Here is a 24,357-nt window from a genome sequence, read left to right on the forward strand (position 1 = left end):
TCATAGTAGCAGGTGTTGCGAAGCCATGACAAAAGAGAGTTTACTATCCAGACGGCGGTATATCCAGGTCGCTGGTGCAACTGGTGCAGTGGCACTTGCGGGCTGTGCTGAGGATGAAGATCCCGAAGACATGGACGACGATTCGGGTGCCGACGATACCGGTGGCTCCGATGATGTCGAGGAAGAACTCGAGATCGTTCACTGGTGGACGGCCGGGAGCGAAGAGGAGGCCTTCAATGCGCTCGTCGAAGGCTTCGAAGCGGAATACGACGAATACGGCGTCGAGGACAATCCCGCTCCCGGTGGTGCAGGAGCAGCAATTGACGCCGAGATTCAAACCCGCGTGCTCGACGAAGACCCACCAGGAACGTTCCAGATTTGGCCCGGTGAGGCACTGCGTGACTATCTCGACGCAGACGCACTCGAGCCAGTCGACGACTACTGGGATGACGAGGACGCCTACGTCGACGGTGTGCTCGATGCCGCTGCACCCGATGGAGACCTCGTTATCGCACCGATCAACATTCACCGCCTGAACAACGTCTTCTACAACACCGAGGTCTTAGACGACGCGGGTGTCGACCCTGATGACCTCGAGAGCCCAGACGACTTGCTCGATGCACTCGAGGCCGTTGACGACGCAGGCTACGTTGGCCTGGCACAACAGACCCAGGAGCCGTGGGGCGCCCTGCAGTTCTGGGAGATGGTCTTTATCGGCCAGCACGGTGTCGACGCCTACGAGCAATTCCTCGAGGGCGAGGCAGCTGATCTCGAGTCCGAGATTGAACAATCGCTGGAACTCGTTGCAGACGTAAGCGAGTATCACAACGAGGACGCGGGGACAGTTGCATGGGACGAAGCGAACAACGATGTCATCACTGGCGACGCCGCATTCCACCACAACGGCGACTGGGCCGCCGGCGAGTACGAGGGAGCCGACGACTTCGAGTACGGCGATGACTGGGATCTCATGGTCTTCCCGGGAACCGAGGACGTCTTCACGATGGTTATCGACGGCTTCGTGTACCCAGCGAACAACCCATCGCCGGAAGCGACGGAGGCGTTCATCAACTACTGTACGACGACCGACGCTCAGGAGCGGTTCAACCCACACAAAGGATCGATCCCGCCACGAACTGATGCGTCGATGGATGACTTCCCAGCGTTCCTGCAGGATCAGATGGACGATTTCGAATCGTCCGACCAGCAGACGGTCTCAATTTCCCACGGCAGTGGACTGAACCCTGCCCAAGCCAGCGAAGTCGAGGAGGCGTTCGCTGTCTTTACGGATAACTGGGACGTCGACGAGACCACTCAGGAACTGATCAACGTCTTCTAACCCAGTACAGTTCCATGGGTTTTGATATTGATCGACTTCGTTCTTGCCTCAGTCGCTCCGACTCCGATAGCGGAGCAGACGGCGACATTCGGACCGACGGTGGGAGCGAAGCACCGACTGGCGGCGGGACGTTCGCACGATTAAAACACAGCGATGCAGTCCAGGCGCTTCCGTTCTGGCTCCCACCAGCGCTGTTGATGGGCCTGTTCGTCTACGGTGCGGTCGGGTGGAACCTGCTTATCTCTTTCACTGACTGGAGCGGCCTTCAGCAACCAGAGTATACGGATCTCAACCTCGAGATGTATACGCAGATGGTGAGTGATGCATCGTTTATTGCTGCCTTCAGAAATACGATTGTCTTGTTGGTTGTGTTTACGGTCATTTCGCTTGCAGCTGGACTCGTCCTCGCGATTCTTGTCGATCAAAACATTCGATTCGAGAATACGTTCCGGACGATCTATCTGCTGCCGATGGCCCTCTCGTTCGTCGTGACGGCGATTTTCTGGTCGTGGATGTACAATCCATCGACCGGGACAATCAACGTCGTGTTGAGCACAATCGGGCTTGACGCCCTCACGATGAACTGGCTCGGTGATACACGAACGAGGTTAGCCGCGATTATATTCGCGCTCACCTGGCAGTTCAGCGGGTATGCGATGGTTGTCTATCTTGCGGGCCTGCGCGCCATTCCGGACTCACACTACGAAGCCGCGAAAGTCGACGGTGCGAGTTCGTTCAAAATGTACTGGCGAGTGATCGTCCCCCAACTCAGTGCGGCGACGACATCGGCTGCTGTCGTCCTGATGGTGTTCGGGCTGAAAGCGTTCGACTTCATCTATGTGATGTTCGGCGACAACCCAGGTCGTTCTGCCGACATCCTCGCTGTGATGATGTTCCGTGTTGCCTTCTCCCGGTCACAGTGGGCGTACGGCGCTGCCGTCGCAACTGTCCTCTTCCTGATGGCGCTTGCGGTTGTCGCACCGTATCTCTACATGCAGTACAAACGAGGTGATCTCTGATGACGGACTCGACGACTATTCCATCTACGGACTCGAGACGAATCGGCCACCCACACCATCGAGAATTAGGAGGTGAACAATAGATGGCAACAGCAGACGACACGGATCAAAGCAGTCTCGCTGCCCATCGAGAAGGGGTAGACGGCCAGCGTGTCGCACTGTATGCTGTCCTCGGCGGCTTGATCCTGTTCTACCTCTCGCCGCTATGGGCTGGGCTGACGACGGCGTTCAAGACCCAAGCCGGGTTTGTGAGCACATCGCCGATTGTCCCACCAACGCCCGAGTGGTTCACCGTCGAGGCGTGGGAAATTGCGTTTGCGACGATGCAAGGTGGACTTATCAACAGCGTCATGTTCGTCGTCCCAGCAACGGTACTATCTGCCGTCTTGGGCAGTCTCGCGGCCTACGGGCTCACGAAGCTCTCCTGGCGCGGCCAGGTCGGGATCCTCGTGATCTTCCTCGCGGCTGTGTTCTTGCCGTACCAATCCGTGCTGGTCCCGCTTCGGCAGTTCTGGTCGGCCGTCGACCTGGCGGGCTTGCTCGCGTTCGCGCCGTTCCTCGCAGAGCGGGCGGACCTACTCGAGTTGACGATCACGCACACGGCCTACGGGATTCCGATCTGTACAATCCTGTTCCGGTCGTACTACAAGACGATGGATGACGACATGATCGAAGCCGCAAAGATCGACGGTGCGAGCGCGCTTCGGATCTACCGGCGGATCGTCTTCCCACTGTCGCTGCCGATGTTCGCGGTCGCGTTGATCTACCAGTTCACGCAGGTCTGGAACGACCTGCTGTTCGCGCTGGTGTTGATCACATCGCGCTCGAACTACGTCGTCACCCAATCGCTGAACGAATTACAGGGAGCCATGGCCCAAGATTACAATCTCCAGATGGCCGGCGCGTTCATCGCTGCGCTCCCAACGATCATCATCTACGTCGTCTTCGGACGGCAGTTCGCGAAAGGTATCACAGGTGCATCATGAGCCAAATCCAACTGACTCATCGACACGAACTCACTCACAGAGGGTATACACATGGCTGAACTTACACTCGACAACGTAACGAAGAACTTCGACGACGGCGGTGACGTCATCACGGCCGTCGACAACGTCTCGGTCGAAATCGAGGACGGTGAATTCCTCGTGCTCGTCGGCCCATCGGGCTGCGGGAAGTCGACGACGCTGCGAATGATCGCCGGCCTCGAGACGATTTCGGACGGACAGATCGCTATTGGAAACACTGTCGTCAACGACGCACCAGCCCAGCAACGGGACATCGCGATGGTGTTCCAGAGCTACGCGCTGTACCCGCACATGACCGTCCGGGAGAACATGCGCTTTGGCCTCGAGGAATCGACCTCGATGTCGAAAGACGAGATGAACGCCCGCGTCGACGAGGCAGCCGAAACACTCGAGATTTCCGAACTGCTCGACCGGAAACCCGGTGAGCTCTCGGGTGGCCAGCAACAACGAGTTGCACTCGGTCGAGCAATCGTTCGAGATCCGTCGGTGTTCCTCATGGACGAGCCGTTGTCGAATCTCGATGCGAAGCTTCGCTCGGGGATGCGCATGGAACTCCAGCGCCTGCAAGAAGACCTCGACGTTACGACCGTCTACGTGACACACGATCAGACCGAAGCGATGACCATGGGCGACCGAATCGCGATTCTGAACAACGGCACGCTCCAACAGGTCGCGACGCCGCTCGAGTGCTATCACCGTCCACGGAATCTGTTCGTCGCTGGGTTCATCGGCGAACCCTCGATGAACTTCTTCGATGTGACACTCGAGGGAGATCGCCTCGTTGGCGACAACTTCGACTTCGAGTATCCGCTCTCGCAGTCGATTCAAGACGACCTCGACGGGACGAAAGAGCTAGTGCTTGGAATCCGTCCAGAAGATATTGAGCTCGTCGAGACGGAGACTGGCGACCACGTGTTCCCGGCAGTCGTCGACGTCGTCGAGCCGATGGGGAACGAGAACAACCTGCTCGTTCGGTTCCCGAACTCGCCAGCAGACGACGACGATGCGTCGGACGGGACGTCAATTACGTTCAACGCTATCGTCGACGGCATGCGCCACATCGAGGAAGACACGGACTACCGTGTCGAGTTCCCTGAATCCGCGATTCACCTCTTCGATCGAGCATCAGGAACGGCGATTCACAATCGAACGATCGAGCAGGAAACAGAACTGCTCGGCACTCGAATCTGAACCGCGCTGCAAACACCCGGGCGACAACCACTTTGGCGAGACATCACACAGTCTTAAGACACCGGGGTTACAACGAACGGCTATGTGGGAAGCACTCAGGTATCCGTTCCGGGGAGACCACGCTGAGAAGGCACTTCTCGCCGCGTGGCTCTGTGTCTTCGTGCATACGATTGCACTCCCCGTGATTGCATTACTCCCGCTGTTTGGCTACGCGACTCGAGTGCTTGCTCGCGGTGATACCTCATCACCACCACCATTTCTCGAGCGTACGGTGCTTAGCCAGAGCCTTGGCGCAGTGGTCGTACTTATTGCCTATGCGGTGATTCCAGTCGCAACCACGATTGCAACGATCTATCTCTTCGTTGGGAACGGTGAACCACCGGCAGAAGCCGACGCCATCTTCTTTCTCTTTGGCTCGACAGCAACGCTGATCGTCCTCGCGATTTTCGCGTACTTCCTGCCGATCGGACTCGGAAACTACGGACGCAATCATACGCTTCGAGCCAGCGTGACGAATCTAACGACGGTCGCTGGAAACGCCATCTACTTCGTCGGGTGGGCATCCGGAACGATGCTCTTTCTCGTCGGCATTGCCATCTCGAGTGCATTAGTTGACGCTGGCGGCTTCTTCACCGTATTGGGGTCGTTCGCCGGAGCCTACACTGTCATCGTTGCGAGCCGCCGTATCGGTCGGAGTTACGCCGATTCGGTGTAGGGAGGATTGTGACTTAAATAGTGTCTTCTGACAATATATTTAACTCGACAATAAGGAGAGCGATGCGACGTTAGAATTGTGCAGATGGGTGATTCTCGCCATCGACTACCACATATAGAAAATTCCCAATTATGAGCCCTAGTTTTGCCATAGTATGAGGTAGTGCACTGATTTAAAGAAAGTTTTGGTCCCCAAAGCGTCTAATGGAGTGGAGGTATGAAGTACACTTGATGACTTATCAGGGATGATGAGAAAGGAGAATACCGGTGAAAATGAGGCACATAGCTGCTTTATTGACTACCACAAGTTGGGGCAGAGGCAGCAATAGTGTTCCAATTGTTCAATATAAATCGAGTCTCAAAACCCTATTGAGTAGAAATATTTCTGATATATTAGATAAAATACCAGTTCCAGAATGAGTTTAGGGACAGATCATCACTGACGGCAAAAATACGGTCGTTATCGAAAACACATCAAAACGGCTCTGTTCAACCCCGCCCACGGTGTTGACGCAAATCGTTGATTTGCGAAAGCCGAAAACCTGCGGTTTTCGGAAGGGCAGGGAATCCGCCTCGGTTCTCATATCGAGGCTTAATAATCAGCTTGATCAGCCAGTATAAACCAGGCTGCCAAACCAATGAAGATGCCTATAGTGGGTCCCATCGCCATAATAAACCCATTACTGTAGATTGCTCCGATGAAAAACCCAAGCATCATTCCAATAACAATACCGAAGGCTATGCAATAGGCGAGTAATTCATTGTTGTCTACTCCTTCGGTAAATTTGATCATGCCTCCGAATGGGAAACAAGCAACATATCTCTTCCTGTGAGTGGACCCAGTTGAACCCTTCTTCACCTATAGAGATTAGTTTCTGATGCATTGGTAGTGAGTGGCTATGAGAAAATCTCTATTAAATATCAAAGTCGAAGGATTTCAACAAGGCCATCAAAACAGGTTCAACCTGCAGAATCAGCCCCCTACTCGAGGTCCAGCCCAGCCTCATCGACGAGGCGCTTGCCGGACGCAACAAAGCGGTCGAACTCTTCGCTGGCAGCATTGCTCAGCAATTCGCCATCGCGTTTGACAGGTTCGCCGTCGACCAGCACGGTATCGATGTGCGAGGAATCAGACTGGAAGACAACGGTCTGGATTGGCGAGTGACACGGCGCAGTCATGAAATCATCAGTCCGGATCGTGATGATGTCTGCTCGCTTGCCAGGCGTAAGCGTCCCGATTTCGTCCTCGAGATTCAGCGCCTTTGCACCCTCGATTGTCGCCATCTCGAGCGTGTCGCGGGCTGTCGTCTGGACGCCAGTGACCTCTTCGTCGTTCTCAAGGACTGCCTGATTCTCGAACATCCGCTGAACTTGCAGTCCGATTCGCATTTGCGTGGTCATGTCGCCGCTGATGTTCGAACAGACGTCAACACCCCAGGCAGGGCGGCCACCGGCCTCGAGTACCTTTCCGGTGACGGGGATGCCGTGGCCCATCTGCATCTCGACTTCTGGTGTCGCGGAGAAGGAAACGCCCTGTTCGACGGCGTGGTTGATGTCTTCCTGGGAGAAGTGGTTCCCGTGGGCGATGTTGACATCCGGGCCGAGCATGTCGTGAAGACAGCCAAAGCCTTGGTAGTCGTCACCATAGACCGAGGAGGGCCACAACGTCGCCCCCATATGGACGGTCGCGAGCGCACCGAGGTCTCTCGCCATGTCCAGGTCACTGCAGGCGGCCTCATCGGTACAGAAATCCGGCCCCCGAAGCCCGATACCCAGGGTAAGCAGGTCGTCGTCACGGATCCGTTCGTTGTACAGTTCACGAATGTCCTGTTCGGGGAGACAGACGTCGCTGTTGTACCACCACTTTGCAGAGTCGTCACCCCCCGGACCGTAGGTGTACACCGCTCGGATTCCAGTTTCCTCCAGCGCGTCGACGGCCCGTTCGGCGTGCTCGAGCGTATTGGGGTACGACCAATCCAAGACGGTGGTCGTTCCCGTATGGAGTTTCTCCAGCGCGCCGAAGAGGCCGCCAAGATACATGTCTTCGGGCTGGTAGAGTCCGGTGATGTTGCCAAGCATGTGCTCGAAGTATTCTCCCATGAGCGACCAGTCTCCGGCAATCCCCCGTACCTGGGTCTGTGCAAGGTGAATGTGCGAGTCAACGAATCCAGGCAGCACGATCTGCCCTTCTGCGTCAATCTCTTCAGCATCCGACGCACTCAGCCCCTGTCCGATGTCGACGATTTCACCGTCCTCGATCAGGATATCGCCCTCGTCCAACTGGCCAATATCCGGGTCGAGTGAGACGATCGTTCCATTCCGTATGATCGTTCGTGTCATGTCCACTGCTACAGTCTGACTATGAGAATAAAAATTTACCGCTTGGTAAATTTCTCCAATCGCATTCTCTCAGAACAATCGAACTATATAGCGTTGGACCGGAATGAGGGTATGAGCGATTCCGATGACCGGGCTGCCTCGCGGGACACACGTGAGGCGATCATGGAGGCGACGTTTCGTGCGCTGAGAACGCACGGATATACGGATCTCCGGATGCGCGACATCGGCGAAGAGATGGACCTGACCAGACAAGTCATCCACTACCACTTCGACGGGAAGTACGATCTCATGTCCTCGTTTCTCGAGTACATTATCGAGCAGTACGAGGGGAGCGTCGAGATAGACCCAGATACAGATCCGAAGACGGAACTCGATGCCCGAATTAACCAGTGTCTGTTCGGTCCCAAATTCACCGAATTCACACACTGGGACCGCATGAAGGTGTACCACGAACTGTATACGTACGCCCAGAACGACGGCCAGCACCGAGAAATATTCAACGCACACTACGATCGAATTCGGGGCAGCATCGTTGACGTTGTCGAAGATGGAATCGAACAGGGCGTGTTCCGTGACGTCGACGCCGAACGAATGGGTCAACTAATCACGGACGTGATCCACGCTGCACGTGGCCGACGGATTTCGCTCGGCCACGAAGACGCCCCAGACGAGGCGCGCCAAGCGATCGACGAGTTCATCCTCGAGTCGCTATACGCGTAGACCGATCCAGAGAGTATGGACACGCGGTGTCCGCTCGTGATCGACGATCTGTACGCCACTGAAGCCGCCTATGTGTCAGCAGCCGTTACCGCGTCACTGGCACGCTCGAGGACAGCCGCTCCAGTATCAGTTATTTCGACACGCCGACGCCAGAGTCCGGAACTCTCACAGTATCCCTCACGCACGAGATGGTTGATGACCGGAATCAGTTTGATCGGTGCAATGTCCACTGAGAGTGTCTCGAGGATGGGTTGAACCGTACAGGGGCCGATATCGGCAACGATCTCGAGCACTTCGTAATCGAGTGTCGTTAGGTTGTACTCGGCGAGGGCTGCATCCTGTTCAGAGATGTCGGGGAGCTTTGACTCTCCCTGGGCAGTGATTCGGATGGTATAGAGTTTCGAGCCGGTGTAGCCCGCCCTGGTCAGGTCGCCGTGTTTCTCAGCCTCTTGGATCAGGTACTCGGTTTCAACGCCGCTGAGTCCGAGGCCATCCGCGAGTTCATCCGTGCGAGTACGGCCACTTTGAAGGAACGTCAACAGCTCCTCGTATTTCGATTCAACTGTTTCGTCGTCCTCGAGTTCGAAGCGGTCGTGGACAGACGAGAGGTCGGGTGCAATAGTGTGTTGGTCACTCATTGTGATCAGCCTCTGGGCTCGAGTCTGCGTCGTAGCGAAGCAAGGTTGGGAGCAGTCCACCTTTCGTTCGGCCGCGGTTTTCGACGAACGAGTTCCATCGCTTGCTCGGCGTCCACGGCTTTGAGAGTTCAACAGCGATTCCCTGCAGGTCGGGTTGACGGTGGCCGTCGCTCGCACCCGACGGCTTTGTGTCTGGTTTCGAGTTCGTCTCCCAGTCATCTGCCCCGTAGTACGGCGGTTCAGTGACAAACGACAGGGCGATGGCAACGATCGCGGGGACAAAGATTCCGATCCACGTCTCGTGGGCGTACACACCGAGATTCCAGGGACCGTACTGCCAGATGAGCACGCTGATAATACCGAGTGTGATACCGTAGAACGCTCCGGACGATGTCAATCGCGGCCACAGTAGGCCAAGAAGCACGACTGACACTAACGGAGCAATGAACGACCACCCCAGCGCGAGCATCAACGCTGCCGTCTCTTGCCACATCACAGCCCAGACCCATGCCGCAACGCCAATCAAGACGGTAAAGAGTCGACTCGGGCCCATGAGATCATCAGAGGTCGTTGCCTGCCCCATCAATGGCTCCCAGACGTCACGGATAAGAATCGAAACGATGCCGATGATGGCCGTCGATGCTGTACTCATCAGCGCCGAAATTAATGCGATCAGAACGAAGGCATCGAGCAAAGGCGGCATCTCGAGTAATAAGACGCCGAAGACGCCACCTGAGTGATAGCCAGCGTCTGCGGGTAAGCCGTATGCAGCGACGACGTACGCTCCGGGGAGTGCGAGTAACAGTGAGAAGAAGACTGCCGTCAGGACGCCGCCGAGTATGGTCCCTTTCTTCGCATCAGCTTCACTGCGTGCACTGACGAGTCGAATCCAGTAGTACTGGTTGCCAATGATCAGGGCCCCCCAGCCGATAAACCACGTGAGTGGGCTATTGAACGTGAGGGCAATGGGTTCCATCGCGCCGGTCCCAGAGAGCGAGGCCATCTCAGGAGCGTTAGCGGCTAACCAGGCCGGTGATCCGAAGGTGATGAACAGCCAGGCTGCGACGACGAGCATCGCAACGGCGCCGATGACGACCTGAATAACGTCGTTGACCGTCACCGCCCAGAGACCGCCGAGGTACATATAAATCAGCGTGATCAGGAGAATTGCAAACGAAACATACAGATAAGAAACGTCAGTCAGTTCGGTGATGATGAGCCCCAGCCCGACGAACTGTGCAGCAACCACACCAATAATCCCGAGTGCGCTCCCAATCGCGGCGACAATTCGTGTTCGTCGGTCAAATCGTTGCTCCATCCACTCTGATGTCGTGTACACGCCTGATCGTCTGATGTAGGGCGCGATTTTCCAGCCGAAGATGACCAGAAAGACACACCACGTGAGCATATACAACGACGCCGGGAGCAATCCAAGATTGACCGCAAATTCGGGGAGTGATGATGCCTGTGAACCTGCTAACCCGATTGCAGCGAACCCAGCCCCAATAACGAGATAGTTGATTTCTCGACCAGAGACAATGAAGTCTGATGACGACTCAATCCACTGTTCCGTCCGATACCCAACATACAACATTAGCAAGAAAAAGACTATCACGCCTATCAGGAGCGATGCAACTTTTGCAGTATCCGGTGTGGCTTCCACCATGCGTGTGTTCCTCTACCGTGGACAACCTTAATTATTATGGATAATAGATAGCCAGAGGACAGATGGGACGATGATGACCAACTCGAGAGCACACGCTACGGACGGTGAAAACGCAAAATTCCGTGGATTACCTGTCTTTGTGGGCTTCAGTTAGGAGAACAATAGCCCCACCAATGAGCGCCAAATTCTTACAAAAGTTAATTTTGTTGTCGTTTCTGTCTTTGCCCTCCATGTTCCAGAAGTCGTGAATTTGCGGTGTTGTCCCGAGGAAGAACACAATGAGCCCAACGGCTGAGGCACGCGGATACTTCCACAGCAAGATTCCTATATTCGCGACGAGCAAGAGGGCAGTCGCTGCAGGAACCATAATTTCCGGGAGTGGGACTCCCTTCGAGTCGGCGATCTCGACGCGCTTTTCGTTGCTTTTGAACCCATCAACCGCCATATACGCCAACACGCCGCTGTAGAGCGCTCGCCCAAGCAACGACGGAGGCTCAGCAGACGTCGTCCGATCAGTCATTCGTGATCACACGCTCGAGGGCGTTGTGAGTGTGGCTTGGTACCATTGTCCGGCTATAAATTCAGGCTGGTTGCATAAATGTGTATCGGGGACAGGGGTGTCAACGCCTCCCTGCTGCGATTTGGCAGAGTTAGTGCGTGACCCTAAAATGGAGACGTCGATTCTAGTAGCCAATAGTAGTACGCTTTCGTTACTCAAATCGTCCAACAAAACATAAGTACTGGAACGGGCAGATGTATGGCTCGGATGGCGTGTCACAACATCTATGTGGACGGAGGAAGAAGGTAGTGTAAGATGGCCACAAATAACGACAAAATCCAGTTCCGGGGAAAAACCGAGAAAGAGGCCTCGCAGATCGTTGACCAGATGCGTCTCGGAGGAATCAACATCAGCGAGCTTGCCCGACAAGGTCTTCAGGAGAAACTCCGTGAAACGCTTTCGGACGAGGAGAAGATAGAGATTTACCAACGGTACGAGCAGGGAGAAATTCCTGATGAGGTAGCAGAGATGCTAATCGGAGACGGCGTAGAAGAGATACAGCGTGAGAAAGAAGCCTTTGAGGAGGCGATGAAACTCGACACGAGCGGAGTCTACCAAGAATAAGGATGGTAGGAGACGAGAAACGCCATCCAATTATTGTTGACACAGATGCGTTGATCGCAGTAGCGGACACCGATCTTTGGGAGAGGATTGTAGAAACCCTCCAAATCACGACCACAAACGTCTGTTATCAAGAACTGTCTCGTCATGTTCGAGAAAACTCAGAGTACGCTCCTGAAGGAACAAGGGAGCGAAGGCTACACCATGGAAGCAAAACTGCCCTCAAGCCGTTCAACGATGATGGGAATAAGTCGTTCACAGTGGTTACGTGCGTTCCACGCCCACATGGAAAAGATGCTGGAGAAAAGTCATTACAGACCGATATTGAACAGAATATAGATCAATATCACTTTGCGATTCTAATGGACAAACACGGGCGACGATCCATCAACCGAGTATTTGATGACGCCAATACAGCAACAGGACGAGCAGTCGCCCCTCCATTTCTCCTATACCTTTTGTTAAAGAAGGATGAGTGTACCGTAGAGGAGTTCTGCAAGGCATGTGGTGAAATGCTCCGAGGAGAAGGCTGGACAGGGTATCAAGCGATTCAGGCAGCATGGGAAGCAATTCCGGTCGATTGCTCGCAGTATCTCCCAACCGATCTACTTCCATGACGCTTTCTGAATAAAGAAGTCGTATTACCAACTACTGCTAGACAACGGCAATGCGGCTGACGTTGGCGTCAATGCGACCGACGGTCTCGTACTCGCCGTCGCGGCGTCGCATGAGTCGACCCGTAACATCGTCGCGCTGGTCCGGGACGTCAAAGAGACCTGAGCCACAGAGCAGGTCGCCATCGTGGACCGCCCACGTCTCGATCACTTCGTGTGGTTCGCCGGGGAACGCCACTCGTTCGAAGTCCCGTCCGAAGTTAGTCGATTCGAACAGCGCCGTCTCATGTTCGTCGTTGACCCACGCAGGCGGTGCCTCCTCGCCACCACAGAAAAAGACGGTCCCGTCGTGGACGAACACCCGCCGGATGTACGAGAAGTCGTTCCCGGTATCGATTCGCGTCCACGACTCACCGGCGTCGGTCGTCCGGTACAGCCCTCCCTCACCGACGGCATGTCCGAGACCGAGATTCTCGAGGTTGTGGTCGAGATAGCCCGTTGTTGCGAGCCAGACGTCTTCCGAGATCGGCAGAACCTGATGAATGTCGTCAATGATCGTGTCGCGGCGATCGATCCAGGTCTGTCCGCCGTCGTTGCTGAGATGAATCCCGCCCGCTTCGACCCCGGCGATGAGTCGCTCCGGTCGTCCTGGCACGGCCTCGAGCGCACGCAATCGTGCGTAGTGGGGGTCGATTGGCGACTCCCAGTGGCCTCTCGAGGGCAACTCTCGAAAGCCCTTGAGTTCGCTCCACGTCTCGCCGTCGTCGACCGAGCGGTAGATGTAGGGGTCGTTCGTCCCGGCATACAACACGCCGTCTGCTGTTGCGAGGATCGACCAAACTTCACTCTCGCCGGCGTGCCAGAACCGATCTCCAAGTGGGACACCGAGGTCGTCCCAGCTCAGGCCGCCATCCGTCGACCGATACGCACCACTCGAGGAGGCGATGAATACGCCATCCGTGTGGTCGAACGTCCTGGCCGCCGTGACAACGCCACAATCGAGGACCTGTTCTGGTTCGTCGTCTTCGAACGGAACGTCTTCAACGCGATACAGCCCGTCATCTGTGCCGATGAGTACTGCCATAGCTGGTATGTGATCACGACTCACAATAAACGTTCGTGATGATTCGAGCCGTCATCGTCAGCAGTGAGGTGGGTACTCGTCGGATCGAACCGACTGGACAGCCACCCAATCGCAGCCAAACGTGCGACGGATCGGCAAACTGCTAAGTGCATGTCGCCCAAACACCACGCCTGAAGACTCGAGACAGGCCACACCGGCCACACCCACACATGGATTCGACACACCCAACGAAACGGCCGACCGATGCAGCGTACGTCGACGACGACTTCGAACCACCAACGGAACTTCTCAATCTCCCCTGGATCGACATCCATAACCACGCACACACACTCTCCTGGGAGGACCGCGAGCGCTACGCCCTCTCAGGCTGTGAGGGCATGGTCATGGTCTCATCGGGCTATCACTGGACGCCGTACAAGCCCGTCCGGGCCGACGACGTTCGATTGCTGTGGGACGATGCCATCAACCGCCGCAGTGCAATCGAACGCAATCACTTCTTCGAGGCGAAACTCGGGCTTGGGATCCACACGGGCGTTCGCATCGAGGACCCGGACGAACTCCTCGAGGCCATGGCTGACTACTGTGCGCTCGAGGATGTCGTCGCCATCGGCGAGACTGGCGTCACTCCGTCTCAACACGTCGAACGGTGGAGCCTCGACGAACAGCGCGCCATCGTCGAAGCCCAGATGGAACTCGCGGACGCCCACGACCTGCCTGTTCTCTTGCACACGCCGAATCAGTCAGTCGACGCCAAACGGTCGTACCGGCCAGAAGTCCATACGCCGGGGTACGAGAAGAACGCAGGACTGGGGCAGGAGCCAGTGATCGACAGCGACAATCCCGAACTTGAGGCAGTGAAAATCGACGTCGAAGCCGCTCGCGATGCAGGACTGGACGAGAAGCAGGTTGTTGCCTCCCACGCCGATCCGAACAACACCGCGTATCTAATGGACGAAACTGAGTGCTATCTGAGCTTTACCATCGGACACTCGTGGCTGGTCGGCGTCACCGCCGCAGATGTCGCCAATGCCATCGACGAGTACGGGCCGGAACGGATCATGATCGACACCGACTGTGCGAACGTTCTTCGAACAGACCCGTTCGCGCTCAAGCGAGCCATTTTCGAACTCTATCGCTACGGGATCGATACCGACGCGATCCGCCAGGTTGTCGTCGAAAATCCCCGCGACGTCTTCGGGTTCGCCGAGTAGTCGGCGATACCCAAATCGCTCACTCGAACGCGCAGTCGTTCGTCAGTTCTCCCAGTTCTTCGATACCGATCGTCACACTGTCGCCGTCCTCGAGCAAGACCGGCGGCTCGCGGTAGACGCCGACACCCGGCGGCGTTCCCGTGAAGATGAGGTCGCCCGGCTCGAGCGTGAACGCCTGGCTACAGAACGAAACCAGTTCGTCAATGCCGAAGATGAAATTCGATGTCGAGGAGTCTTGCAGTCGCTCTCCGTTGACTTCGGCCCAGATTTCGAGGTCGTGTGGATCCGAGACCTCGTCGGTTGTGACGAGTTCGGGGCCGATTGGTGCAAAGCCGTCGAGGCTCTTTCCACGGACCCACTGCCCGTCGCCGTGCTGGAGGTCACGCGCCGACACGTCGTTGCCAACGAGATAGCCCGCGACGTGATCAAAGGCATCTTCTTCGTCGACGCGGCGGGCCTCCTCACCGATGACGATGACGAGTTCAGCTTCGTAATCGACTTTTTCAGTCAGATCGGGGTCCCACGAAATCGTCCCGTCTGGATCGTTCACCGTCGTTGGGAACTTCGAGAAGAGGACGGGTTCGTCGGGGATCGGATTGTCACCCTCCTCGGCGTGATCCTCATAATTGAGGCCAACACAGACGACCTTTCCCGGATCGTCGATCGGTGCATGGCGGGTAACCTCGTCGGCGTCGTAGACGCCAACCCCGGTTTCGTCGGCGTACTCGAGGGCCAGTTCGGCCTTGCGCTGCCAGTTCCACGTCGCGATGAACTCGCTGCTCGAGCGTGGAATCTCGAGGCCGGCCTCGCGACCGGCTTCCGCGAGATTGATGATGGAGCCGTCGTCGGTTGGGACGCCACACCAGTGCTGTGCTGCTTCCGTCGTACTGTATTGTCCAAGTCGCATTGTAGAGTGGTTCTCGTTGGGACTGTTTCTCTATGTAGGTAAAAATGTACTGTTCACACTGGCAAACGGAAGTCAGCGATCGTCGAATCGTTCTGTCTGGCAGGATCACTCCACGGGACGAAGTCGTGGTGCATCTGCACGACCGCCATCACGGAGGCGATACGAGCCTGCAAACGTGACCCTGTCGCCGATTTCCATCGGGTCGTCGGTCGCCTGAGCCAGTAGTTGAACACCATCGTCGAAGCGGACGAGTGCGATCCGATTTGGACTGCGAACGTCGTTCGGTGTTACGGCGACATCCGTCCACGCGAGGAGTTCCCCCGCCTCGAGTTCGTACGTTGACCACTCGCAGGCGCCACAGGACGGACAGTGCTGTCGGGTGTAGTACCAGCGTCGGTCACACGCATCACAGACGAAGGCGTGATCGACGGGAAGTGGGTCAGGTACCGGAGACGAGGTGCTGTGTGAATGTAATTCAGTCATTGTTCAAGGAGTGTACACACGCTGTTGTTGCCAAAGCCGGCGACGTTGATTGCGAAGCCGATTTCGGGGTCGGTGACGCGTCGGTCGTCCGGGAGGTCACCACGGAGTTGCCACGTCAGTTCGATCAGTTGCGAGATTCCAGTCGCGCCGAGTGGGTGTCCTCGCGCTTTCAGTCCACCACCGGGGTTGACGGGCAACTCGCCATCGCGTTGGGTCTTTCCCTCGAGAGTAGCCTCCCACGCAGTCCCTCGGTCGTAAAAGCCCAGTTCCTCGAGTTCCAGCAACTCGAGGATGGTAAAGGCGTCGTGGATACACGCGACATCGACAGCTGCTGGCTCTAGCCCGGCCGCCTCAAACGTTCGCTCGCCGGCGTGGCGGACACTTGCAATTTCGATTGGGTCGGATCGGTCAGCAATGGCGTGCGTTCCTGTTGCACTGCCGACGCTTGCAATATGCACACTGTCGGCTGTTGGTTCGGCGCTCAGTACGAGCGCTGCCGCGCCATCGCTCATCGGACAGCAATCGTACAATCGCAACGGATCAGCAACAAGTGGTGAGTCACGAACGCCCTCGACGGTGATCTCCCGTTGTAACTGTGCGACGGGATTGGACGCTGCATTGGCGTGATTCTTCACTGCAACCGCAGACAGTGCCTCGCGTGGCGCGTCGTAGCGCTCGAGGTACTGTCCTGCGGCGAGTCCGGCGAATGACGGGAGCGTCAGCCCCTGGTCGTACTCTCGCTCGTGGACCAGTCGGCTCATGGCCTCAGTCACATCAGCGGTTTCGCCGAGTGACATCTTTTCGACGCCGACAACAAGCGCCGTCTGGGAGGAGTCACTTGCGACCGCGTCGACGGCTCGATGGACAGCGCTGGCTCCACTCGCACTGGTGTTTTCGACGCGGTCGGCTCGCACGCCCTCGAGACCAAGACTGGCTGTGACCGCGTTTGCGATGCCACCTTGCGTCTCGAGTGCTTCAGGAAGCGCCGCCCCAACGTGGAGCGAGGTTGCCTCTGAGGGCTCGAGACTGGCATCTTCGAGCGCCGCCACTGCCGCATCCGTCGTGAGTTCAACGACCGACCGATCTGCGCTCGCAGTGAACGGTGTCATCCCGACACCAGTGATGGAAACGCCAGTCATCGATCTTACGTCTCGTCCTCGTTCGTTGAGCCGAAGACGCCTGCAGCTTCTAACTCATCAAGTTCTGCCTCTGAGTAGCCGCGGTCACGAAACACCGCGCGGTTGTGCTCGCCGAGCAACGGCGGTGCCGACTCGAAGCCGCTCTCGACCCCATCGAACTTCAGCGGATGTTCGATCACCGGAACCGTACCGAGTTCAGGATGTTCGATTTCGGTGACGGCCTCTCGGGCTTCGATCTGTGGGTTCGTCAGCGCCTCATCAACGCTGTAAACAGGGCCAGCCGGTACGCCACCCTCTTCAGCGATAATCTCGATCCACTCATCCGTTGTTCGATCAGCCAGCGTCGCTTCGATTTCTGCTTCGAGTTCCTCGAGATGGTCGACGCGGTCAGCGTTCGTCTCAAAACGCTTATCAGCGGGCAGATCCGGTCGCTCGAGTACTTCACACAGTTCCATCCAGAGCTTTTCGTTCAGAATGCAGATGTTGATGTAGCTGTCTTTGGTCTCGAACGTCTGGTACGGTGCAAGCACGGGATCTTTGGTTCCCATACGCGTTGGCTCCCTATCAGCGAAGACCTGTCCCGCCTGTTTCGTCAGCCACGGGAGTGTGGACTCGAGCATGCCGAGGTCGATGTACTCTCCCTCGCCTGTTTGTTCGCGACGATAGAGCGCGCTCATCGCACCGAACCCGGCCCACATCGACGTAATGAGGTCCGTGATCGGCAGACCAACTTTGACGGGTTGTCGATCAGCCTCGCCTGTAACACTCATGATCCCGCTCATTCCCTGAATAAGAAGGTCGTAGCCAGATCGCTCTCGCCACGGACCAGTTTGCCCGAACGCCGAGATGGCGAGGTAGATGATGTCCTCGTTGTGCGACGTGATCGTCTCGTAATCAATATCCAGGCGTTCGGCTGTTCCCGGTCGGTAGTTCTGAATGAAGACATCTGCATCTGCAGCAAGGTCGTACAGCGCGTCCTTTGCGTGTGGATTCTTTAGATCGAGTTCGATGCTTTGCTTGCCGTAGTTGACCGTCCAGTAGTACGGCGATTCACCGTTGATAAACGGCGGGCCGGAATGACGAATTGCGTCTCCGTATCCCGGTTGTTCGACTTTGATAACCTCTGCACCCTGATTCGCGAGCATCGCGGAACAGAACCCCCCAGTCACGAACGTTGAGAGGTCAAGCACCGTTACGCCATCGAGTATTTTGTCTGTGTCTGTCATACGTGTGCGTCGATTCCCAGTGGTTGTTGTTTCACGCTCGTGGGCCGAGCGGATGATCGGTGCCAGTCCCACCCTGGCAACTGCCTCGACCCTGTTTTCCGTACGCTCATATATCGCCTCGAGACGCCCGATTGCGCTGGTCTGGAACGAGACGTGGGTCGGCTGGTGTCAGACTGAGTGATCGGAGTTGACCACTGCGACCAGTTACTGGTGGACTGCTTCGTGTGAAATGATCGGTTCCTCACGATGTAAACCTATCGCCAAGCACAGGAACGGTCCTGCAATCTCACTGTCGACGGAACAGCGACGACATACAGAATCCCATATTTTGAAATCGCGTGGTACTGTACACAGAGCGTCTAAGACAATGCATTAAGTGGTAGTTGCGATTCTTCTATCGAAAATTCACTCCCAGTATGTAGGAGGAAGGAATTACAATCATACTTTCGTAAAATATAGCTAATAGAGGCTATAATTCCTGTAATACCCGATCACACCACAGCCCTCAATCCCATTTTACGGGAGTATTGATTTACAGTGGTACCCTGGTAACGCAGTAGTCAGGAGAGACTAACACTGCACTAGATTAAGTACTGTTGAATATGTAAATATGGTGTCGATTGTGGTACTGTGCATGTTGGTGGTACGGACTAACAGCGCAAATACGTCTGTTCATTCGCGCAATTCGTGACTACTGCTAGTGTCCTTGATCATAGCTACTGGGCAGCAGTACTGCTGTAATAAGCGATTGACTTGTATAATACTTGCTTGAGTTGCTACGTCGAATCTGCAGTCACTGTCGTGACTATCGCCAACCTACGTGCTCGGAGTTACTTTCTGATTTTCGATAATTGACGGCCCAATTAGATTGATCACCAGTTCAATCCATGCACGAGTACGACACTCACAACAACTATTTGACTGATTCAGCAGCAGAACAAATCCGAATATATGGGATTTATTATCTGTGAGTGCTATATAGGCCCATGGTAAACAAAATCGACTCAACGGTCAAAACGACGGAAACGTCGTTTCTGCTCGTCAGGACCATCCGTAATCGTGGGGGTGCAACAATTGAGGAACTCTCGAGAGAACTTGGGCTCTCCGAGAGTACGGTCCATCGCCATCTTGTTACCCTCCGAAATCACGACTACGTCGTTCAGGAGGGAGAACAGTACCAGATCGGTCTTGGGTTCCTCACGATGGGAGGCTATGCTCAACGGCGAGTGACAGCATATCCAAAAATCAAAGCAAAGGTCGACGAACTCGCAGCGAACACCGGCGAGCGAGCCCAATTCATCGTCGAAGAGCACGGCCAGCGAGTCTATCTGTATACCGAAGTTGGCGAGAGCGCAGTCCAAACCGGCGCACACGTCGGCAAGCGTGGCGCAATCTACACCAGCGCAGCGGGGAAAGCAATTCTTGCGAACCTACCAGATCAGCGTATCGAGGCGATCATCGAGGAACACGGCCTCGCGGAGGGAACCAGCGACAGTATCTCAACCAAGGCCGACCTCTACGACGAGTTGGCCACAATCCGCGAACAGGGCTATGCGTTCAATCAACAGGAAACGACCGAAGGCGTCAACGCCGTCGGTGCAGCTGTTCTCGACTCCGATGGCTCAGTCGTCGGTTCCCTGAGCGTCTCTGGCCCGGCAAACCGAATTAAAGACGACTGGCTTACCGAGGATTTGCTCGAGCAGGTCCTCGGCGCGGTGAACGAGCTGGAACTGGATATCAAACACTCTGTCTGAGTTCTGCATCCTGTACCAACCCAGCTGTCACTCGGGAACGCTCTTTCGGCCTGTAACCCGATCTGGGTCGAGTCGGAAGTCATGAAACTCAACCTCATCGCGCGGGCGGTCGAAAATTTCGACAGTTGGGATGTCGATCGCCCACATTCCCTGCACGGCAACCGACTCAGGATGGGCTGTTGCTAACTCCTCGAGCGTTCCTGTCGCGACGACGCTTCGCCAGCCATCGGCCGTGTCACGGTAGGTGACAAAGGAGACAGGATTGTCGAGAAACTCTCGTTTTGATGTGCCAGGTGGGAACGAGAGCCGAAAGTAAAACGTCTCATCACTGTCGTAAAAGCCATACGACACTGGAAGTGAGGCAGGTGGCTCCCCCGAATCGGTCGCAAACGAGAGCACGCCGGTGCCGCCAGTATCCAGAAAGTCTATTCGCTCCTCACGGGGCAGGCTGGTCCAACGGAGTCCCTCCATCCCGATAGCATACACCTGCAAAGATCAAAAACAATGGGGGTGGTTATGAGTAAACAGAGTGCTTGCACAGCGAACAGGCAAACCACGGGACAAGACACTCGGAATGAGACAGCACAGTAGCTCCCCTTCGCCGAATACGATAGTCGTTGGATATACCGACTGTCACGCCATCGTGTGATGCGATTATACACTCTCACGGGATACAACCAGCTATGGCGTCACTTCTCAGACAACTGCTCGTCGTGGTCGGCGGTTCGCTCGTGGCGGGGACCGTCATGACAATCCTGCTTGCACCACCGAATCAGACGGCAGCCGCGCTCACGTTCGGGGTCGTGTTCGTGGCAGCAGTCGTCCTCGCGTACGGAATTGGTAACCTCGGCCTCTCCTGGGCCGATACTGCGTACCCAATGCCGGAGCCAACGAGCAATCCCTCCGAGGCATCGACGGATACCTCGCAAGCCGACCTCGAGGATTTCAAGTGGACCATACGTGAGGGGATTGGCGTCGCGATTGCGTCGTTGTTCGGGCTGATCCTGCTCGTGTTATTCTTGCTCGAAGAGACTGCACTCGCGAGATCGCAAGAGCTCACGGTCGGTACGATCGGTGGGATGGCGCTGTTGGTCGTGCTTACGCTGACGCTTGTGGTGGTCGGTCTCTGGAGTTGGCGCGGTCGATAACGTACATTGAGAGCAGCGTGAGGTACTCTCCAAGAGAAATATCAATATTGCAATACGGCGAGCAACACAGTAACTCACCTCAGAAATGACTGTGTACTGATGTCGAATCGTGTCGAGCCGTGTCGGTCACTTGCTTGTGATACAGCGCGCGAAGGTGTTCAAGAGAGTGCTCAACGGACACCATTTCGCGACGGCGGAGACAGAGATTTCGCAATCGCTGTTGCTCGGACTGGACTCGCTCGAGTGCGTCACACAGCGCATCGATATTTCCAGGTGGGTAATGATAGCCGGTTTCACCCTCTAGAACGGTGTGTGATAGTGCACCGGCATCAACAGCGACGACTGGCGTTCCGCAGGCGTTTGCCTCGAGGGCAACGAGTCCCTGTGTCTCGATTCTCCCTGGAAAGACGAACACGTCGAGTGTAGAATAAAGCGCCGGCAGCAGTTCTCTGTCGAGAAAGCCGGGAAAAATCACGTCACACTCGAGGCGCTGTGCACGTTCTTCGAGTTCGGGACGTGATGGGCCGTCGCCGGCGATAATGGCTGTGAGGTCCATCGCTGCCGCAGCATCGACGAGTTCATCGAGGTGTTTTTCCGGACTATGGCGTCCAGAATAGCCAATTACTGTGGTCTCCTCGTTGATTCCGTACTCGGCTCGAAACAGTGCCGGGTCGATCGGACGAAACAACGCCGTATCGATGCCGTTCGAAACGATTTCGATTGGCGGGCTGGGATCAATTTCAGACCTGAGGCGGCGTCGGGCATCCACAGAAGGGACCGTAATCAGATCGACGGTATCGTAAAATCGACGCTCATAACGGCGACACGCATCTTCAGCCCACGCAGTAAACGGTGAGTGTGGAACGTACTGCTCGAGTCGGTCGGCAAGCACAGTATGGTAGGAGGCAACGACTGGGACCGAACACTGTCTGGCAAACCGAACGCCGGCCATCCCGAGCGTGAACGGTGTGTGAACGTGAACGATCTCGGGATCTGAGACGCTGTTGGGAACCACCGGCGCGCCGAGGCGTTGGCTCCGCTCGGTTGGAATCGGCACACTCGGAATCGGCAGTTCACCGTCTCGAGGCTGGTGAGTTGGCGAGCGAGGATAAACGACATCCATTCGGCCGTAGCGGTCGGTCCAACGTGAGCGCCAGAGGTCAATCGTGTACGTAACGCCGTTGATGGCGGGAAAGTACGTGTCCGTGAATGCCGTGACGTGGTCGATCACTGCCACGGCCTACCACGTCAGACAGTAAATCAGTATGGCGCCGCATCACGAAATGAGATATCGTGTGCCTGCAGGATCGAACGCATCGTGGTGACGCCTCGAGTAGTATTCCATCCCTTTGCTCGGTAATGTTTGATCGGGTGGCGAATCCAGGAGTGTTCCCAGTGGGCGTATGCCTCAACAGCGCTGTCGCTGGCGCGGAACACTGTCACGTGGAGTTGCTTGGGTGCAAGTGGTGACCGCCGGTGAACCCAACTGCCTGCTGACTGACGGCCATCACGATGGCATTTGAGCGCAGCAACTGGTTCCGGGCTGAACCCCATCGATCGAAGATCAGAGCGAAACCGAATGAGTGATCGATCGACAGTGCCGACGTACTCCGAGGGATGCATCGTACACTGGACGTAGCCACCGAACTGTGTCGCAACGTTGTGGAGGGGTGGACAGACGCGTCGGCGAAGGGCCGTTATTCGATCGATTGCAGCGGCGTTTCCTGAGTCGGTCATAGACGATAGCACTTCTAGTGCGTCACTCTACAATATAATATCGAAAATCGCTGAGCCGCGTTGAAAGCCGTTTAGGTGGTGGGGTGTAGCTGGTGGCGGCTTCCAAATAAGGGCGGACACATACCCGCGTCTTCACCGTCGTTATCTGGTCATATTTCAAGAAAGTCGGCGGCATGAGAAGAGGTCACGGTTTTATTCTATCGCGTCGTGGAGTGGAAGGTGATGTCCAAACACATTCTCGTCCCCGTCGATGGGTCACCGCTCTCGAGACAGGCACTCGAGATTGCCTGCGAAGAGTACGATGATGGGAAAATTACTGCGCTGCACGTGATCGATCCAACTGAACCCGGATACAGCGTCTACGGTGTGGATCAAGAGCCCACCACCACACCCCGACAAGGATCTGATAGCTGGTACGAAAACGCACATGCTTACGCAGCGGAGCTATTCGAGGAGTTGTCGGCTGTCGCAGCAACCGCTGGTGTGTCGCTCGAGACAGTCACGACAGTCGGGCGGCCAGATCGGGACATACTCACGTACACGGCTGACAACGACGTTGACCAGATCATGCTGGGCAGCCACAGCCGCGATGAGGAGTCCCCGCTCCTACTCGGGACGATCACAGAAGCGGTTGTGTTTCGATCACCAGTTCGGGTATCCGTCATTCGGTAGCTATCGAGATGTAGCGACGAGTGGGTTCGATCAGTAGTGAATCGACGAAAACGCGCACATGGAAGGTGTCTGTTTAGGGAGGTCTCTAACAGACAGGAATAGCAATGAACGCTGTGCATGGATTATCTCGTCGGCAGATGCTCAATCTTGGGAAAGGTGTAGTACTGCTGACGCTCGTTGCGGGCTGTGCAGATGAAGGCCCGGCAGAGCAAGATGATGGAGAAGAGACGGACGACACCGAACCAGATGGTGCACTCGAGCCCGATACACGAATCCTCTTTGACGCACAGACACCGGGCTGGGTCGGCATCGAACCCGACACAATCGCTGACGAAGAAAATCCCACAATCACGCTGCAAGCAGGTGAACAGTACGAAATCGGCTGGTTCGAAGGTGATGGCGCAACGCACAATATCGAACTCGTCGACGAAGACGACGAGGTTGTCGACGACTACCAGACCGACGATGCGGAAGAAGGTGGAGACGACCAACTCATCCACTTCGACGCGACCGACGAAATCGCCCAGTACGTCTGTCGCCCACACGAGACCACGATGCGCGGCGATATCCAACTCGAGGATTGACAAACTCCACATGACTAAAGTCGTGG

General features: G+C 56.0%; 26 protein-coding genes. 13 read left to right on the forward strand and 13 right to left on the reverse strand.

Going from position 1 to position 24,357, the window contains the following annotated elements:
* The first annotated feature begins 25 nt into the window (after positions 1–25).
* The 5 genes from G6M89_RS16845 (at position 26) to G6M89_RS16865 (ending at position 5,289) form a co-directional block, all read left to right on the forward strand.
* Complete coding sequence (locus tag G6M89_RS16845; RefSeq protein WP_165163041.1) at positions 26–1,339, forward strand: ABC transporter substrate-binding protein; 1,314 nt, start codon at positions 26–28, stop codon at positions 1,337–1,339.
* A 14-nt stretch (positions 1,340–1,353) separates the two neighbouring features.
* Positions 1,354–2,358, forward strand: a complete 1,005-nt coding sequence (locus G6M89_RS16850; RefSeq protein WP_165163042.1) for a carbohydrate ABC transporter permease — start codon at positions 1,354–1,356, stop codon at positions 2,356–2,358.
* An 83-nt stretch (positions 2,359–2,441) separates the two neighbouring features.
* Positions 2,442–3,344 carry a carbohydrate ABC transporter permease gene (locus tag G6M89_RS16855; RefSeq protein ID WP_165163043.1) on the forward strand — a complete coding sequence of 301 codons (903 nt, stop codon included), beginning with the start codon at positions 2,442–2,444 and terminating at the stop codon, positions 3,342–3,344.
* Positions 3,345–3,395: 51 nt separating this feature from the next.
* Positions 3,396–4,574, forward strand: coding sequence for an ABC transporter ATP-binding protein (locus G6M89_RS16860; RefSeq protein WP_165163044.1), 1,179 nt, complete (start codon positions 3,396–3,398; stop codon positions 4,572–4,574).
* Positions 4,575–4,656: 82 nt separating this feature from the next.
* Positions 4,657–5,289, forward strand: coding sequence for a DUF4013 domain-containing protein (locus tag G6M89_RS16865; protein WP_165163045.1), 633 nt, complete (start codon positions 4,657–4,659; stop codon positions 5,287–5,289).
* 591 nt (positions 5,290–5,880) lie between these two features.
* Here the strand turns inward: G6M89_RS16865 and G6M89_RS16870 are convergent.
* Positions 5,881–6,081, reverse strand: a complete 201-nt coding sequence (locus tag G6M89_RS16870; protein WP_165163046.1) for a hypothetical protein — start codon at positions 6,079–6,081, stop codon at positions 5,881–5,883.
* A gap of 188 nt (positions 6,082–6,269) precedes the next feature.
* The gene (locus tag G6M89_RS16875) at positions 6,270–7,628 is read right to left on the reverse strand and encodes an amidohydrolase family protein (RefSeq protein WP_165163047.1); all 1,359 of its coding nucleotides are present in this window, start codon (positions 7,626–7,628) and stop codon (positions 6,270–6,272) included.
* A 111-nt stretch (positions 7,629–7,739) separates the two neighbouring features.
* Here G6M89_RS16875 and G6M89_RS16880 point away from each other — a divergent pair, with 111 nt between their 5' ends.
* The gene (locus G6M89_RS16880; RefSeq protein ID WP_165163048.1) at positions 7,740–8,348 is read left to right on the forward strand and encodes a TetR/AcrR family transcriptional regulator; all 609 of its coding nucleotides are present in this window, start codon (positions 7,740–7,742) and stop codon (positions 8,346–8,348) included.
* A gap of 68 nt (positions 8,349–8,416) precedes the next feature.
* Here the strand turns inward: G6M89_RS16880 and G6M89_RS16885 are convergent, their stop codons facing one another.
* The 3 genes from G6M89_RS16885 to G6M89_RS16895 all read right to left on the reverse strand — a co-directional run bounded on the left by G6M89_RS16885 (position 8,417) and on the right by G6M89_RS16895 (position 11,172).
* Complete coding sequence (locus G6M89_RS16885; RefSeq protein WP_165163049.1) at positions 8,417–8,986, reverse strand: hypothetical protein; 570 nt, start codon at positions 8,984–8,986, stop codon at positions 8,417–8,419.
* Entirely contained in the window at positions 8,979–10,580 is a 1,602-nt protein-coding gene (locus G6M89_RS16890) for a sodium:solute symporter (RefSeq protein WP_165163050.1), read from the reverse strand. Before G6M89_RS16890 ends, G6M89_RS16885 begins: the two co-directional genes overlap by 8 nt.
* 199 nt (positions 10,581–10,779) lie before the next feature.
* On the reverse strand, positions 10,780–11,172 hold the full coding sequence (locus G6M89_RS16895; protein WP_165163051.1) for a DoxX family membrane protein: 393 nt from the start codon (positions 11,170–11,172) through the stop codon (positions 10,780–10,782).
* A gap of 294 nt (positions 11,173–11,466) precedes the next feature.
* On the opposite strand from G6M89_RS16895, the gene G6M89_RS16900 reads away from it, so the two are divergent.
* Both G6M89_RS16900 and G6M89_RS16905 read left to right on the forward strand, forming a co-directional pair.
* Positions 11,467–11,775 (forward strand): hypothetical protein, encoded by a 309-nt coding sequence (locus G6M89_RS16900; protein WP_165163052.1) that lies wholly within the window; start codon positions 11,467–11,469, stop codon positions 11,773–11,775.
* Between the two features lie 2 nt (positions 11,776–11,777).
* The gene (locus G6M89_RS16905; RefSeq protein WP_165163053.1) at positions 11,778–12,389 is read left to right on the forward strand and encodes a hypothetical protein; all 612 of its coding nucleotides are present in this window, start codon (positions 11,778–11,780) and stop codon (positions 12,387–12,389) included.
* Between the two features lie 37 nt (positions 12,390–12,426).
* On the opposite strand, the gene G6M89_RS16910 is transcribed toward G6M89_RS16905, so the two are convergent.
* Entirely contained in the window at positions 12,427–13,470 is a 1,044-nt protein-coding gene (locus tag G6M89_RS16910) for a sialidase family protein (RefSeq protein ID WP_165163054.1), read from the reverse strand.
* 209 nt (positions 13,471–13,679) lie between these two features.
* Between G6M89_RS16910 and G6M89_RS16915 the strand changes: the two genes are divergently transcribed.
* The gene (locus tag G6M89_RS16915; protein WP_165163055.1) at positions 13,680–14,681 is read left to right on the forward strand and encodes a TatD family hydrolase; all 1,002 of its coding nucleotides are present in this window, start codon (positions 13,680–13,682) and stop codon (positions 14,679–14,681) included.
* A 19-nt stretch (positions 14,682–14,700) separates the two neighbouring features.
* Here G6M89_RS16915 and G6M89_RS16920 read toward each other — a convergent pair whose 3' ends face one another.
* From G6M89_RS16920 to G6M89_RS16935, 4 genes are all read right to left on the reverse strand, one after another.
* Entirely contained in the window at positions 14,701–15,588 is an 888-nt protein-coding gene (locus G6M89_RS16920) for a fumarylacetoacetate hydrolase family protein (RefSeq protein WP_165163056.1), read from the reverse strand.
* Between the two features lie 105 nt (positions 15,589–15,693).
* Complete coding sequence (locus G6M89_RS16925; protein ID WP_165163057.1) at positions 15,694–16,071, reverse strand: Zn-ribbon domain-containing OB-fold protein; 378 nt, start codon at positions 16,069–16,071, stop codon at positions 15,694–15,696.
* On the reverse strand, positions 16,068–17,210 hold the full coding sequence (locus tag G6M89_RS16930; RefSeq protein ID WP_165163058.1) for a thiolase family protein: 1,143 nt from the start codon (positions 17,208–17,210) through the stop codon (positions 16,068–16,070). The genes G6M89_RS16925 and G6M89_RS16930 overlap by 4 nt, the downstream gene beginning before the upstream one ends.
* A gap of 5 nt (positions 17,211–17,215) precedes the next feature.
* Positions 17,216–18,436: a CaiB/BaiF CoA-transferase family protein gene (locus tag G6M89_RS16935; RefSeq protein ID WP_165163059.1), complete on the reverse strand. Its 1,221-nt coding sequence runs from the start codon at positions 18,434–18,436 to the stop codon at positions 17,216–17,218.
* Between the two features lie 986 nt (positions 18,437–19,422).
* Between G6M89_RS16935 and G6M89_RS16940 the strand changes: the two genes are divergently transcribed.
* Positions 19,423–20,190, forward strand: a complete 768-nt coding sequence (locus G6M89_RS16940) for an IclR family transcriptional regulator (RefSeq protein WP_165163060.1) — start codon at positions 19,423–19,425, stop codon at positions 20,188–20,190.
* Between the two features lie 27 nt (positions 20,191–20,217).
* Here G6M89_RS16940 and G6M89_RS16945 read toward each other — a convergent pair whose 3' ends face one another.
* Positions 20,218–20,661, reverse strand: coding sequence for a pyridoxamine 5'-phosphate oxidase family protein (locus G6M89_RS16945; RefSeq protein ID WP_165163061.1), 444 nt, complete (start codon positions 20,659–20,661; stop codon positions 20,218–20,220).
* 212 nt (positions 20,662–20,873) lie between these two features.
* Between G6M89_RS16945 and G6M89_RS16950 the strand changes: the two genes are divergently transcribed.
* Complete coding sequence (locus tag G6M89_RS16950) at positions 20,874–21,338, forward strand: hypothetical protein (RefSeq protein WP_206335599.1); 465 nt, start codon at positions 20,874–20,876, stop codon at positions 21,336–21,338.
* Positions 21,339–21,417: 79 nt separating this feature from the next.
* Here G6M89_RS16950 and G6M89_RS22815 read toward each other — a convergent pair whose 3' ends face one another.
* On the reverse strand, positions 21,418–22,575 hold the full coding sequence (locus G6M89_RS22815; protein WP_343162656.1) for a glycosyltransferase: 1,158 nt from the start codon (positions 22,573–22,575) through the stop codon (positions 21,418–21,420).
* A gap of 23 nt (positions 22,576–22,598) precedes the next feature.
* Positions 22,599–23,075, reverse strand: coding sequence for a hypothetical protein (locus G6M89_RS16960; protein ID WP_165163062.1), 477 nt, complete (start codon positions 23,073–23,075; stop codon positions 22,599–22,601).
* A gap of 222 nt (positions 23,076–23,297) precedes the next feature.
* Here G6M89_RS16960 and G6M89_RS16965 point away from each other — a divergent pair, with 222 nt between their 5' ends.
* Entirely contained in the window at positions 23,298–23,747 is a 450-nt protein-coding gene (locus G6M89_RS16965) for a universal stress protein (RefSeq protein ID WP_165163063.1), read from the forward strand.
* A gap of 104 nt (positions 23,748–23,851) precedes the next feature.
* On the forward strand, positions 23,852–24,331 hold the full coding sequence (locus G6M89_RS16970; RefSeq protein WP_165163064.1) for a plastocyanin/azurin family copper-binding protein: 480 nt from the start codon (positions 23,852–23,854) through the stop codon (positions 24,329–24,331).
* Positions 24,332–24,357: the final 26 nt, after the last annotated feature.

It is taken from the genome of Natronolimnobius sp. AArcel1 (assembly GCF_011043775.1).
GTDB lineage: Archaea > Halobacteriota > Halobacteria > Halobacteriales > Natrialbaceae > Natronolimnobius.